Raw genomic sequence first — 12,915 nt, forward strand, 5'->3', positions numbered from 1 at the left:
ACATGCAACAGCTTTCGGCTTACAACCTCGTATTGGAAAGACTGAAAACGGAGGGCTGACAAGTGAAAGACCGAAACCATGACGAGGCGATGGCCGAACTGTTTCGGGATGACTCACAGTTCGCAGCCGAATATCTAAATGATTTACTGCAAGACGGTGAGCCCGCGGACCTGTTGGTCGCGTTGCGGCAAATTGCACAAGCACACGGCGGTGTGCGTTCGGTTGCCAAGGAAACAGAGCTGAACGCTAACCAATTTTATCGCACACTGTCACCCCAAGGTAACCCTGAGCTGCGCAGCCTTTTTGCAGTACTCAAAGCGTTGGGTCTACGCCTAGCCATACAACCTGCAGGGCCGCATGCCGCCACCTGAGATTTACGCCGGTTTGGGCTCATTCCCAGTGATTGTCGAAGATTTGACCAAACTTTGATTTTTCGGGGACTAGGCAAATTTGGCCAATTACAAGCGGCAGCTCGTGAAGCGGGGGTAGAGTTGATCGTCTATCGCTGAAGGAACACCCTCCCCAAATGAAAAACCATCATTTTAAAAAATGGAATGCGCTCAATCCACCCAGGCGAGATTTTTCTACAGGACTACATCAAGCCAATTGGTATCAGTGTTCGTGCTTTGTCAATCGCCTTGCATGTCCCGTATTCACGTTTGCGCGAAATTGTGGATGGCAATCGTGGCGTGTCGGCAGACACGGCCTTGCGGCTTGAGCGCTACTTTGGCAGCGAGGCACAAAGGTGTCTTTCTTTACAAGCCGCATATGATTCGCGAATCGCAGAGAAGAAGAGCGCAAAAATCATCACGCGTGAGATTGCCACATTTGACTTGGTTGCTGCTTGACCGTATCGCTAGCATAGATGGCGCGGGAAACGGGAATCGATCTTGTTGAATTTATGGGATCGCCTTTTCGGCATACTGTTCATTGCTAAATACTCACCCGCAAAAATTGTTAGGGCGACCGCGTACAACAACCGAAATTTAAAAGGAACACCTTGTTCACGACAAGGCACAACAGACCGCGAACCTGGAAGTCATTGGACAAGCTAATGGCCTTTCTCCAAAAAGAGAAGATTTATAACTTCATCAAAAGCTTTGAGCTGCTTTAAGCCGCCGCTTTTTATTTCTCGTACACATTTCCTAGTTAGTGATTTGCCGCTGATGGCCGTAGGTCAAGCTGCGCCTTTAATTCTTGACGGGCTACCAACGCCAGTCCAGTGAGCGTTGAGACTTTCTATAGCTTTCTTTAAAAGGCTCGATGGTTCAACGCTTTTGCCAGTTTCCCACACCTCGTAGAGCGGGTCTAAAAGACCGCGAAGGCCGCAGGCAAAACACCCCAGAAACATTGCCTTGTGCGTGAGCATTTTTCTCGTGCCATCGCATTGCTTGCACCAAATCAGACTCTGAAATCTTCATAAATACAACCTTTAAAGGAATTTTCTTATATCTTTGTTTACTTTTAATTTACATACGAAAATGCACGATATATAGTATCTCATACGTAATAACAATCACTATTGTCAGAACAAATGATCAAAACAAACCAAAAAGAGTTAAAAAATGGAGGCGCGGTAATGAGAGCCACGAAAATCCATTTGTTGACTCAACTGGAGACGAAATTGCTGAAAGTGACCGAGGCGCAGCTGCGTGAATACGCAGCGGCATCCACCATCAAACAAGAAACCATTCTTTGTACTGACGAGGGGTTTGTTTTGACGTTCACCTTGTCGTGGAAGCCCGGCGTGTTCACGCTGTTCACGGTCAGAAGTGGTCGACCACGGACCTTTAAGTCGGTGGATCGGATGCTGAAGTATTTGGAAAAACAAAACTTACTTTTAGACGAAATCACTCTCAAGTTGAAGCCAACAACTCCCGCAACCCAACCCACTTAAAACCAAAGGAATCAGCTATGAAAAAAGCTACTAAGACATTTACCAAATCGGCAATTTTTGCCGTTGCTATCCCATTGATGGCCTTGCTTTTTAGCGATCTTGCTATGGCGCAGGTCGCAACCTCTGCGGCCTCAAAGGTCAACCAGACGCTCAACGGATTCCTCTATGTGGTCATGAGTGTTGGTATTGCGCTTTTTACTGCCGCGCTTGTGTTGATTGGTTACAAATTTGCGTTCGTTGAAGGTACGAAGTTCAGCGACCTCAAGGGCGTGTTGATTGGCGGCGTTTTGTTCGGCGCAGCTGGTGCTATTGCTGGCTTCTTGGTTACAGGCGCTTAACAGGTAAGCGGCATGGAAGAACACACGATTTTCAAAGGCGCTACGCGCCCCCCGCTTTTGATGGGGGTGCCAATGATCCCTCTCATTCTTCTTGGCTTGAGTTGTCTCTTGCCAATTGGAATTTTGATCATCGTGTTCCAAAAATTCTTTTTGCCGCTTGTCCTTGCTGTCATCTTTTTCGTTCTGTTTTTCTACATGCGTCATGTCACAAAAAAAGACCCATGGTTGCTAGAGGCAAAACGAAAAAGACTGATGTTGCGTCGTCGCAAAGGTGATGTCGCTCGGTGGGGTGGTGTGAGTTACGGCCCAACAAATATGAACCGCAAAAAATAACCATGCGAACTATCCAAGAAATTCAACATGCCATGGACAGCTCCCGCGCAGTTGCAGAGCATGTGCCGTACTCCTCTGCTGTATCAGACAGCGTGATCAAGCTTAAAGATGGCAATGGTTACTTGGCCACGTTTGAGATTGAAGGCGTCGACTTTGAAACGTGCGGCCCCGAGCAAATCGAGATTTACAAAAACCAGCTCCATCAGGTGCTCATCGCATTTGGCGGCGGTCAATACGCACTTTGGACACACAAGATTCGCCATCGAATCACCGAGACACAAAACGCTCAGTTTGACAATCAATTCTGCTTAGAGGTTGCTAACGCCTACCAAGAGAAATTAGCTAAGACGGTCATGATGCGTACCGCGCTATTTATGACTGTCATTTATAGACCGTTTGAGCAGTCTGCATTAAAAGGCCTCGGCTTTGGCTCGCTGGAGGCGTTCATTGCCTTTGAAAATGAATGTGTTGAACAAATCAATCAAGCTTGCGAGCAGGTTAAATCAACCCTTAAAAAATACAAACCACGCTTGCTAGGTGAGTACGAACGTGACGGCGTTCAGTATTCAGAACTACAGGCGTTTTTAGCTTTTTTGGTGAACGGTGAATGGCAAGAAATTCCGACCTCACGTGTTCGTCTTGATGAGTACCTTTGCACAACTCGTAAAACATTTGGTGACACCAGCGGCGTGATCCAAATCACAGGGCAAGAAGGCAAGCGCTATGCCTCAGCAATTGAGCTAGCCAATTATGCAGACAGAGCAGGGGCACTAGCGCTCAGCCAGCTTCTGTACGCAGACCAAGAGTTTGTTGAAACGCAGGCGTTTTCAATCATGAACGACGCAGATGCCATCAAGTGGTACAGGACACAACGCGGTCAAATGTTTGCAGGCAACCAAGCAAGCGTTGACGAGTTGCGTCAGTTTGACGAGGTTGTCGAATCCTTGCGGAAAAATGAACTTGTTGCGGGCCAGTACCACTACAGCATGACAGTTTTTTCTGACACCCCAGACAAGATCAGAAAAGACCAAAGTGAAATTCTCACCATGCTTGGCCACGCTGGTTTTAAGGGGGCCGTTCAAACTGATGTGCCTGAGTCGTCGTGGTTTTTCCAACTACCGGGCAACTGGCGACACATGACACGCAAAGCCACCTTAACGAGTTGGAACTTTGTATGTCTTTCCCCGTTTCATAGCTTCATGGCTGGCAAGAAAGCGGGCAATCCCTGGGGCGAGGCGCTTTGCATCTTTGATAGCCCCTCTGGTCAGCCATTTCACTTTAACTTTCATTGCTCCCCTGAAGACCACGACAGCACAGACGCGAAATTGCCCGGCAATACCACAATTTTTGGTGCAACGGGCGTTGGTAAAACAACGCTTGAACTTTTCTTAGCTTGTATGTTGAACAAATACAAAACCAAGATCGTTTTCTTGGATATGGATCGCGGCGCTGAAATTGCGCTTCGCGCAATGGGGGCAACGTACAAGTCATTTGAGCGAGGCATTCCAACTGGCATTAACCCATTCCAATGGGCCGACACACAACACACTCGTGATTTCTGTCGCAAGCTCGTGACTCAAATTCTCACGCAGGGCAAAGAGCAGCTAACCGCCGAAGAAGAGGTTTTGGTCTCTACTGCGATTGAGCGTGTATTTGGTATGGGCCATCCAATGCGCCGTCTAGCGCTGGTGGCACAGCAACTTCCTCCGACAGAGTTGCATGGTCGCAGCTCTCTCCAAGCGAAATTGCGTCGATGGGTCAACGACGGTGATTTGGCTTGGGTGCTAGACAGCCCCCAAGACACATTGAAGTTGGACTCGAATACCAAATTTGGGTTCGACTATTCGACTTTCATTGACGACAAAGAAATTTGCCCACCGTTCGTTATGTGCCTGCTGCACATCAGTGAAACATTGATTGATGGCACGCCGTTCGCGTTGTTCATGGAAGAGTTCTGGAAGCCATTACAAAACCCGGCCTTTTCGGAGTTTGTGCGCGACAAGCTCAAGACCATTCGTAAGCAGTCCGGCTTCGTATGTTTGACAACCCAACAGCCCGATGACGTTCTTGATCACGAACTAGCTAAGACGGCCGTTCAGCAATCGGTTACGGGCATTTACTTGCCTAACCCTAATGCGATCAAGAAGGACTATGTCGAGGGCTTCAAAGTAACGCCACAAGAGTTCGACATTATTCGTTCACTGCCAACTGCCTCGCGTGCATTTCTTGTGAAACAAGACGGCAAAAGTGCGGTAGTGCGATTTGATCTTGGTGGACTTGATGACGTGATCACGATCTTGAGTGGTAGCCAAGACAACATTGAATTGCTGGATGAAATTCGAAAGTCGGTTGGCGATGCTCCAGAAGCATGGGTTCCGCTGTTGATTGAGAAAGTCAACGAACGTCGTGAAGAGCGTAGATCAGAGAAAGCAGCCGCATGAGAATCGCAGCCCTTTTAGAGTCAAAGATCGATGGCGTCCTGAGCGGTTATGTGAATGGCACCAGCGCCGCAGTTGCTGGTTATGCGGGTGGAATTGCTGTCGTAGGTCTCACAATTTATTTGGTCTACATGGGCTACGCATCAGCGCGTGGTGACTTATCGGAGCCACTTTCAAAGATCATAAAAGACCTTATGAAAATCGCTCTGGTTTTAACTGTTGCACTTGGCGGCGGCGCATACCAAGAATACGTAATAGGCTTTGCGAATGGGATTACCAGTGACCTGACATTTGCACTAACTCACGGTGCGGCAAAGACTGTTGGTGGTGCCATTGATTACGCGAATTCAGGATGCGTCACGCTACCCACAGGGGCTGAATGCATTTCGTATGACAGTGTGTTTCTTGAGATGGCAATTGCGAAAAAAACCTGGGCAGGCATTCCAGATCCACTCTATACGGTTGTTTTTCTCATCATCGCGCTTGCTCAATTGGTGGTTTCAGTTCTTTGCATTTTGCCAATCATTCTGGCAAAAACAGGGATGGCATTGATGTTGGCTCTTGGGCCTATTTTTGTTCTGTTGGCACTCTTCCCAATCACTACCAAATACTTTGAAGCATGGCTTGCTGCGTTGATCGGATTTGTTATGACACAAGTTCTTGTAGCTGGGATATGCAGCGTTGTGCCAGAGATATTTAAAAACTTTCTCGACAAAGCCGTCCAACAGGGCGCAGTTGGTGACGCAACCGTGCTTGCGGATTCGCTAGCCGTGCTTATCGTGGCCATCGGCTTGGGATTTAGTGCGCTGCATGCCTCTCAAAAAGGCGCACAGCTTGCAGGTGGTGGCATGAGTATGGACTCCAAAGGTCTTGGCGGCATGGTTACGCAAGCAGTCATGAATCGGCTTATTCAAGGCCCTTCAGGTGGTGGCGCACCAGGTGACGGAAAGTCAGAGTCTTCAGGCGGTGAAAACTCTGCCTCACTTACACCAAGTAAAGCCTACTTAGCAGGGCAAGCCGTTGGCAGAGCGCCATACACCACGGGCAAAGCCGTTGGAAATATCTTGAACGCACTTGAGAAAAGAAGAGGGAGATAGAAATGGAACTCAAACGCATTACTTGTTCACTGTTGTTCGTTGTTTCGATGACTTCATTTGGGCAGGGCATACCCGTTTATGACAACACATCTGTCTTAACAGCTATTCAACAGCTGCTTGCTTGGGAAAAACAGTATCAGCAGATGTATCAGCAATACATGAATCAGCTCCAGCAAATCCAGCAGCAGCAACAGCAAATTGCAAACATGAGCGGAACGCGAATGTTGGGCATGGCAAACAACGGGATCACAAATCCAATTCTGAGCGGTGACATTCAGCAGCAAATGAGCCAAGCCAAATCAAAACAAGCGCTTATCAATACGACAGGCCAGCAGTTAAGGAACCTTATGCAAGCCAGCCAGGCACGATCCGCGCAAATCCAAGGATTGATGGGGGCCATCAACCAGACAAACGACGCCAAAGGAATTGCAGAACTGACAGCGCGTATCCAAGCTGAACAAGTCATGACTGCGAACGAAGAAAAAGAAGCACAGCTTCTCAATCAGCTAAAGGTCTTGCAGCACGAACAACGCGACGAAGACTTCAAAGAAGAAAGCCGAAAAGTTCTCCGACGAACCCGTAGCGCATTTGACTAAATGTGCGTTCGTTGATGTGCCTGTGATTATTTGAATGAGTTATATGAGCAAAGATCAACTGACTAAAACCCCCGGCATGGCATTTGAAGCAGTAATTGCACATCGTGCTTACAAAAGTGAGCGCCGTGCATGGCTTGTTGCTGGTGTTGCATCAGCCACAGCGGTAATAGCAGTTACCGCCGTCGCCGTCATGGTTCCTCTGAAGCAAGTCGTCCCACATTTGGTGTATGTGGATAAGGAAACTGGCGCAACGCAAGTTGTTAGCGTCGTTGATAGTCGCACGGTTGGCAACGACGACATCAATGCACGTTACTGGCTGGCCCGCTATGTGAAGGCTCGCGAAAGCTATCTCTATAAGCTTTTGCAAGAGGATTACGACCTCACCATGGCGCTCAGTTCGCCAACTGTAGGTGGTGACTACTCTTCTATCTACGAAGGCCCAAATAACAAATCAACGCGCTTAGTTGATGCTGTAGAAGAGCGTATTCACATCATCAGTGCCGAACCAACACCCGGTGTTTCAGGTCGCGGCACCGTGCGGTTTGAAAAGACAACGTGGCGCGTTGGTCTTCGTCAAGCAGAGAAGACAGAGACGTATCAAGCTGACGTTGCCTTTGAATGGAAGCCAATTACGGGTTGGGGCGTAAATGACTTGCTCAAAAACCCATTGGGTTTTGCGGTCACTGCATATCGCGCAACACCTGAGATGGCAGCAGCACGATGAAACGCGCAACCATACTTTTTCTTACCTTGTTCGCACTTGTTGCGCAGGCTGATTTGGTTCCCGTTAAAGGGCAGTCAGATTTGCGGGTCCGCTATGCCGATTACAAGCCAGACGATGTTGTTGTTGTCGCAGTTGCCTTGGGCGTAATGACACGCGTGGTTCTGAATTCAGACGAAACCATTGTGAAGGCTGAGCCCGGCTTCCCGAGTAACTGCGAGAGAGCGGGCGACGAATGGTGCATCAAGGCAGAGCCGGGCACTAATCAAATCTGGGTGAATCCACGCAGCCGTGCAACCAAAAACAATCTAGAAATTAGCACCAACAAGCGGGATTACAGCCTCAAATTCGTGGTGATGCCGGGCCAAGAAAACGCACCTACTGTTTACTACCGGGTGATCTTCAGATATGCCTTGCCGCCCGTTCCAATGAAAGTTGCAGCGAAAGGCGCACCAGACATGCCTGCGGCAGAAGAGGCTGCGCCTGATGTCCAGTCGCAAGATTTCTCGGAACCAATTGTCCGTAACGCAAATTACTCAAAGCAGACAGCAGCAGATTCTGAAGAAATTGCCCCAAGTGTCGTGTTTGATGACGGACGTTTTACGTATTTTCGTTATCCCAAGAACCGCGAAATTCCTGCAATTTTTGCTATTGGTCCAGCAGGCGAAGAAATACGCGTGAATACCCATTCAGCCCGTTTGAGCGCTGACCCTGAGAACCCAAAAGCTCGCGTAACCAACGACTATTTGGTTGTTCAGCGCTTGTCTAAAAAGTTCATCCTTCGACTCGGCTCAGCTGTGGTGAACATCCTCAACGAAGAGTTTGATGCAAACGGTATCGAAACATGGAACGGCACGACTACGCCTAACTTGGTTCGTAAAAACAAGGCAGTGGAGCCGAAATGAACGAAATAGACCGCATGGTTGAAGGCCCAAATCCAGACATCAATTCGATTGGCGCACAGCCGCGCAAGGTGTCTTGGAAAGTGATTGGCTTCGCCGTTTTTTGTATCGTGCTTTTTGTTATTGCAATAGTTTTTGCTTTGCGAATGCTTGGCCATAAAGCAGTTTCATTGGTCGAGCCGCAGAAGAAAGAGGTTGTGGCACCACCTCCACCCAAAGGCGCAGCTAGTTTCGCCGCAGAGCCATTTACAGCTCAAGGTGCTGATGTTGGACCTCAAGGCGGCACATCTGCATCAAATGGGAAGAAGTGCGAAGACTCGGTGTTGATAGACAAAAACACCGGAAGACCAGTTAAGGACGCAAACGGCACATCGATTCTGGTGAATTGCCAAGGCGTTGTGATTGGAGCGAAGATTCCAGCCCCTCAGAACACAGGCAACGCAACACAACCAAAATTCGACAACGGTCAAACAAAGCCACTTGATCGTTATAGCGGGGACATTTCTCTTTCTAGCGGCTCTTCAAATGGTCCGGCCCAAGCCATGGGTGTCAAAGGTTTAGGCGGATTCGGCTTGCCCGGTGGCTTTCCTGCGCCTCCCACAGATTCCACCAAAACCATCATGGACCATCTGCAACGTCTACAAAACCCATCACAAGCGAACGGGGCGGCTTTGCAAGGAGGTGGACAACAGCAAGGTGCGTCTGCAAATGCACAGGGGCCAGTTGGCAATAACCTCAGTGGGGCGAATACTCCAAAAGCTATTGCCGCAAAGACGATTGATGAGAACCGCGTCATTTCTAAGGGCGCTCAAATTGATTGCGCTTTGACGACTCGCGTGGTGACAGACATAAGCGGATTCGCCTCATGCATCGTCACTTCTAACGTGTATTCAGCGAATGGTCGAACTTTGCTGATTGAGCGCATGAGCGAAGTTCAAGGGGAATACGGAGCCTCTGGCCAGCCCGGTCAGCGCCGTGTTTTTGTTCTTTGGACACGTATTCGGATGCCCGGGGGCGTCACCATTGACTTGAACAGCCCCTCAACAGACTCATTGGGCGCAGCAGGCATGGACGGCCTCATTGATAACCGCTGGTGGGAGCGTATTGGTTCCGCGTACATGCTGTCTTTTTACAAAGACATCATGGCGTACGAGATTGCCAAGAACACGAACACCAACACTTCTGGTGGTGCCACGGTCCTTCAAAACACCACCCAAACTTCATCAAGCTTGGCCGAGAAAGTGTTGTCTCAGTCGATCAACATCAAACCGACTCTGTATGCGAATCAAGGCGACCGCGTCGCTATTTATGTCGCTCGTGATTTGGAATTCAAGGAAGTCTATGACGTTGTTAAATCCAAACGCGAACAGTGACACGTTGAGTCGCGACGCGTCAGTCATTGAGCTGATGCGCCCGATTACAGAGCTAATTGCAGCCAATCCGGGTGTGACAGAAGTAACTATGTATAAGCCCGGAGAGTTCTTTTTGTCCATTCATGGGCAATGGGAACGTCACTATCTTCCAAGCATGAATTACAAACAATGTTTGGCCGTTGCTGAGAGCGTGGGATATCGATCAGATCAGGTAATTGGGTCACGGACACCATTGCTTTCTGCAACTTTGCCCAACGGTGAACGCATGCAAATTGTGGTCCCACCTGCTGTTGAGCCCGGGACTATTAGTTTTTCAATACGTATCCCGTCAACCGATATTCGCTCACTTGAGCAGTACGAGGCAGACGGAGCATTTGAGCGCTTTGTCTGGGTGGAGTCTCAAGCGTTGCAAAACAAGCCAGAAGGACTCAATATGACAGACAAGCACCTTTGCGCTCTTTTGTCAGACCGGAAGCTCAAAGAGTTTCTGATCGCAGCAGTCATTGCCAAAAAGAACATTGCAGTAGTTGGTGACACAGGCTCAGGGAAGACAACGCTGATGAAGTCGATGTGCGAACACATTCCATCGACAGAACGATTGATCACCATTGAAGACGTGCGCGAATTGTTCTTACCGAAGCACGACAACAAGGTTCACTTGATTTACAGCAAAGGCGGGCAGGGCGTTGCCAACGTCACTCCTGCCGACTTGATCGCATCCACGATGCGAATGAAGCCGGACCGTGTTTTGCTTGCAGAGCTGCGCGGCGGTGAGGCATTTGACTTCTTGAAGCTTTTGACCACCGGACACTCAGGGTCAATCACGAGTTATCACGCTGAAAGCTGTGCGCTTTCCTATGAACGTTACGTGTTCATGGCGAAGGAGCACCCAGATGCTGCAATCTTTACAGATGTTTCCTTGAAGCGCTTGGTGTCTCTCACGATTGATGTCGTTATTCATATCACCTGCAAGAAGGTATATGACGACAAAGGCGAGGTTAAAGGCGTTGAACGCTTCGTGACTGAAGTGGACTTTGATCCAGCCAGAAAACTTGCGTTGCAAGTTGGCGAAGGGACGCTCCATCATGCGTGATTTCAAACAACACCAGCACGTCTTGGCGACTATCGTCGTAGTCGCACTTGTGATCGTTTGGCCTTACTTTACGGTGTGGGGATTCAATCTCTTTGGTTCCATGGAGTTTCCAAAGTCACCTCTCACCATCCTTGAATACTTCATCAGTTACGGATTTTCCAATCGCCGATTTAATCTAGCGATTGAGCTGGCGTTTGCTGTGATTTTTGTTATCGGTCTTCTGACCCTGATTTCGATTTACAAAGACCGTCGCGCCCTTCACGGTGATGCACGTTTCGCAACACTCAAGGAAGTTGAAGAAGCCGGACTTTTGGGTAAGCGCGGCCTCATCCTTGGAAAATTCAAGGGCAAATATTTAGTCTTTGATGGTCAGCAGTTTGTGTTGCTTGCCGCCCCCACGCGCTCCGGGAAAGGCGTTGGTTGTGTGATTCCAAACTTGCTCAACTGGCAAGGATCAGTTGTTGGCCTCGACGTCAAACTTGAAAACTGGCAATTGACCAGCAAGTTCCGTCAAAAAATACTTGGGCAAGAGACCTACCTTTTCAACCCCTTTGCGGCAGACCGCAAAACTCATCGCTGGAATCCGCTAGACAGCGTCAGTCGAGACCCGTTTATCACTCCCGGTGATGTGTTGCAAATTGCTCAGATTTTTTACCCAAGCAAAGAGTCTGACAAGAATCGTTTTTTCAACGATCAAGCGCAAAACCTTTTCCTTGGTTTGACGCTGTACCTCATCGAAACAAATCATCCCCGTTGCACGTTGGGAGAAGTGTTTCGTCAAGGCTCTGGCTATGACAAGTCGCTGCCAAAGCACATCCACGACATTCTAGAAAAGACCCCAAATTTGAGCCGCCAATGTCGCGACGCCCTGAGCCGTGCTTTGTCAGCCCCAGAGGAAACATTTGGAAATATCAAGTCAAGCTTTGATGCGCCGCTTTTGATGTTTGCAAATCCAATGGTGGATGCTGCAACAAGTGCCAGCGACTTTAGCCTTGCTGATATTCGCCGCAAGAAAATTTCAATCTATTTCGGTATTTCACCCAACCGCCTAGAAACGGCTGCACGCCTAATCAATTTGTTCTTCACTCAAACAATCAGTTTGAATACAGGCGTGTTGCCCGAAGCTGACAAGAGCTTGAAATATCAATGTTTGGTGTTGCTCGATGAGTTCACAGCATTTGGTCGAGTTGGCATTGTTGCCAAGGCCGTTTCATACATTGCTGGTTACAACTTGCGATTACTGACCATCATCCAAAGCAAATCGCAACTCGAAGGTGAGGGCCTTTATTCAAAAGCCGATGCTCGCAACATGATCACGAACCATGAAGTGCGAATTATTTTCCCTCCCGGCGATGACCAAGAAGCAAAAGATGCGTCGGAAATGCTTGGCTACTACACAACTAAATCTGAATCTGTTTCATCAAACCATAGTGGCCACTTCTTGACAGTGAACGGCAACTCATCTGGGGGCACCAGCATCAGCGATCAGCGCCGCGCACTGATGATGCCCCAAGAATTGAAGCAAATGCCTTCATCGCAGTCAATCATTGACAAGCAGGGCACGCCCCCCGTGCTGTGCGACAAGGTACGTTACTTCGAAGACGCAGTGTTTATTGACCGCCTCAAGTCAGTGTCCCCATTACTTGCTGAGCTTGGTCGCAAAACCCCAACTAGAGACCAACTTGATGCTGCTCGCATTGCGGGTGAGCTTGCCTCGTTTGTCCCCAATGTTTTGCCACAAACCATTCCAGATAACCAACTTGACTCTGAGAAGGAGAACGACGTGTTCGCCAATATGACAGAAGCAGAAATTGAAGCTGCGGCAGTTGCGCTTGCCGCAAAGCTTCCCGACTTTGCCGCCCTTGATACACACGCCGATTTCAAGGCAGTGGTTCAAGAAGAATTTTTCAGCATGTTTTTTTCATCTGGAGGTGTCAGCCATGCGCGCATCTGAACTTAAAACTAATTTCCCGTTTAATACCGATGGCTTGCCATCTGTACGCACAGAGCTGCGCGAACAACTTCCCTTGCCAAGTTTTGCGGGCGGTGAATCTGTAAGCGATTCTGGTTTTGATTTAGGCGAGTTCAGCGAACAGATGCCAGCCATCCAAGAAGTGGCAGAGTAAA

The 12,915-nt window shown here is 48.8% G+C and carries 14 protein-coding genes; all 14 read left to right on the plus strand.

Annotated elements, in window-relative coordinates; translation table 11 throughout:
• Nucleotides 1-62: 62 nt before the first annotated feature.
• The 14 genes from LINBF2_RS13315 to LINBF2_RS13380 all read left to right on the plus strand — a co-directional run bounded on the left by LINBF2_RS13315 (nt 63) and on the right by LINBF2_RS13380 (nt 12,914).
• Complete coding sequence (locus tag LINBF2_RS13315; protein WP_281891360.1) at nt 63-371, plus strand: addiction module antidote protein; 309 nt, start codon at nt 63-65, stop codon at nt 369-371.
• A gap of 168 nt (nt 372-539) precedes the next feature.
• Entirely contained in the window at nt 540-848 is a 309-nt protein-coding gene (locus LINBF2_RS13320; protein ID WP_281891478.1) for a HigA family addiction module antitoxin, read from the plus strand.
• A gap of 686 nt (nt 849-1,534) precedes the next feature.
• Entirely contained in the window at nt 1,535-1,897 is a 363-nt protein-coding gene (locus LINBF2_RS13325) for a hypothetical protein (RefSeq protein WP_281891361.1), read from the plus strand.
• A 17-nt stretch (nt 1,898-1,914) separates the two neighbouring features.
• Nucleotides 1,915-2,235, plus strand: coding sequence for a TrbC/VirB2 family protein (locus LINBF2_RS13330; protein WP_281891362.1), 321 nt, complete (start codon nt 1,915-1,917; stop codon nt 2,233-2,235).
• A gap of 12 nt (nt 2,236-2,247) precedes the next feature.
• Nucleotides 2,248-2,568 (plus strand): VirB3 family type IV secretion system protein, encoded by a 321-nt coding sequence (locus LINBF2_RS13335; RefSeq protein ID WP_281891363.1) that lies wholly within the window; start codon nt 2,248-2,250, stop codon nt 2,566-2,568.
• A gap of 2 nt (nt 2,569-2,570) precedes the next feature.
• Nucleotides 2,571-5,009: a VirB4 family type IV secretion/conjugal transfer ATPase gene (locus LINBF2_RS13340; protein ID WP_281891364.1), complete on the plus strand. Its 2,439-nt coding sequence runs from the start codon at nt 2,571-2,573 to the stop codon at nt 5,007-5,009.
• The gene (locus LINBF2_RS13345) at nt 5,006-6,103 is read left to right on the plus strand and encodes a type IV secretion system protein (protein ID WP_281891365.1); all 1,098 of its coding nucleotides are present in this window, start codon (nt 5,006-5,008) and stop codon (nt 6,101-6,103) included. The genes LINBF2_RS13340 and LINBF2_RS13345 overlap by 4 nt, the downstream gene beginning before the upstream one ends.
• A 2-nt stretch (nt 6,104-6,105) precedes the next feature.
• A complete protein-coding gene (locus LINBF2_RS13350) occupies nt 6,106-6,699 on the plus strand; it encodes a type IV secretion system protein (RefSeq protein WP_281891366.1) in 594 nt (197 codons plus the stop codon).
• Between the two features lie 43 nt (nt 6,700-6,742).
• Nucleotides 6,743-7,423, plus strand: coding sequence for a VirB8/TrbF family protein (locus tag LINBF2_RS13355; protein WP_281891367.1), 681 nt, complete (start codon nt 6,743-6,745; stop codon nt 7,421-7,423).
• Complete coding sequence (locus LINBF2_RS13360; protein ID WP_281891368.1) at nt 7,420-8,325, plus strand: TrbG/VirB9 family P-type conjugative transfer protein; 906 nt, start codon at nt 7,420-7,422, stop codon at nt 8,323-8,325. Before LINBF2_RS13355 ends, LINBF2_RS13360 begins: the two co-directional genes overlap by 4 nt.
• Nucleotides 8,322-9,695, plus strand: coding sequence for a type IV secretion system protein VirB10 (gene virB10 / locus LINBF2_RS13365; protein WP_281891369.1), 1,374 nt, complete (start codon nt 8,322-8,324; stop codon nt 9,693-9,695). The genes LINBF2_RS13360 and virB10 overlap by 4 nt, the downstream gene beginning before the upstream one ends.
• Nucleotides 9,664-10,788, plus strand: coding sequence for a P-type DNA transfer ATPase VirB11 (gene virB11, locus LINBF2_RS13370; protein ID WP_281891370.1), 1,125 nt, complete (start codon nt 9,664-9,666; stop codon nt 10,786-10,788). The genes virB10 and virB11 overlap by 32 nt, the downstream gene beginning before the upstream one ends.
• Nucleotides 10,781-12,742 carry a type IV secretory system conjugative DNA transfer family protein gene (locus LINBF2_RS13375; RefSeq protein ID WP_281891371.1) on the plus strand — a complete coding sequence of 654 codons (1,962 nt, stop codon included), beginning with the start codon at nt 10,781-10,783 and terminating at the stop codon, nt 12,740-12,742. The genes virB11 and LINBF2_RS13375 overlap by 8 nt, the downstream gene beginning before the upstream one ends.
• A complete protein-coding gene (locus tag LINBF2_RS13380; protein ID WP_281891372.1) occupies nt 12,729-12,914 on the plus strand; it encodes a hypothetical protein in 186 nt (61 codons plus the stop codon). The genes LINBF2_RS13375 and LINBF2_RS13380 overlap by 14 nt, the downstream gene beginning before the upstream one ends.
• Nucleotide 12,915: the final 1 nt, after the last annotated feature.

Origin of the sequence: Limnohabitans sp. TEGF004, assembly GCF_027924965.1 — a bacterium.
GTDB lineage: Bacteria > Pseudomonadota > Gammaproteobacteria > Burkholderiales > Burkholderiaceae_C > Limnohabitans.

Coding starts and splice junctions, on each gene's coding strand:
- LINBF2_RS13325 (WP_281891361.1), top strand. CDS start 1,535: ATGATCAAAACAAACCAAAAAGAGTTAAAAAATGGAGGCGCGGTAATG.
- LINBF2_RS13330 (WP_281891362.1), top strand. CDS start 1,915: ATGAAAAAAGCTACTAAGACATTTACCAAATCGGCAATTTTTGCCGTT.
- LINBF2_RS13335 (WP_281891363.1), top strand. CDS start 2,248: ATGGAAGAACACACGATTTTCAAAGGCGCTACGCGCCCCCCGCTTTTG.
- LINBF2_RS13340 (WP_281891364.1), top strand. CDS start 2,571: ATGCGAACTATCCAAGAAATTCAACATGCCATGGACAGCTCCCGCGCA.
- LINBF2_RS13345 (WP_281891365.1), top strand. CDS start 5,006: ATGAGAATCGCAGCCCTTTTAGAGTCAAAGATCGATGGCGTCCTGAGC.
- LINBF2_RS13350 (WP_281891366.1), top strand. CDS start 6,106: ATGGAACTCAAACGCATTACTTGTTCACTGTTGTTCGTTGTTTCGATG.
- LINBF2_RS13355 (WP_281891367.1), top strand. CDS start 6,743: ATGAGCAAAGATCAACTGACTAAAACCCCCGGCATGGCATTTGAAGCA.
- LINBF2_RS13360 (WP_281891368.1), top strand. CDS start 7,420: ATGAAACGCGCAACCATACTTTTTCTTACCTTGTTCGCACTTGTTGCG.
- virB10 (WP_281891369.1), top strand. CDS start 8,322: ATGAACGAAATAGACCGCATGGTTGAAGGCCCAAATCCAGACATCAAT.
- virB11 (WP_281891370.1), top strand. CDS start 9,664: ATGACGTTGTTAAATCCAAACGCGAACAGTGACACGTTGAGTCGCGAC.
- LINBF2_RS13375 (WP_281891371.1), top strand. CDS start 10,781: ATGCGTGATTTCAAACAACACCAGCACGTCTTGGCGACTATCGTCGTA.
- LINBF2_RS13380 (WP_281891372.1), top strand. CDS start 12,729: ATGCGCGCATCTGAACTTAAAACTAATTTCCCGTTTAATACCGATGGC.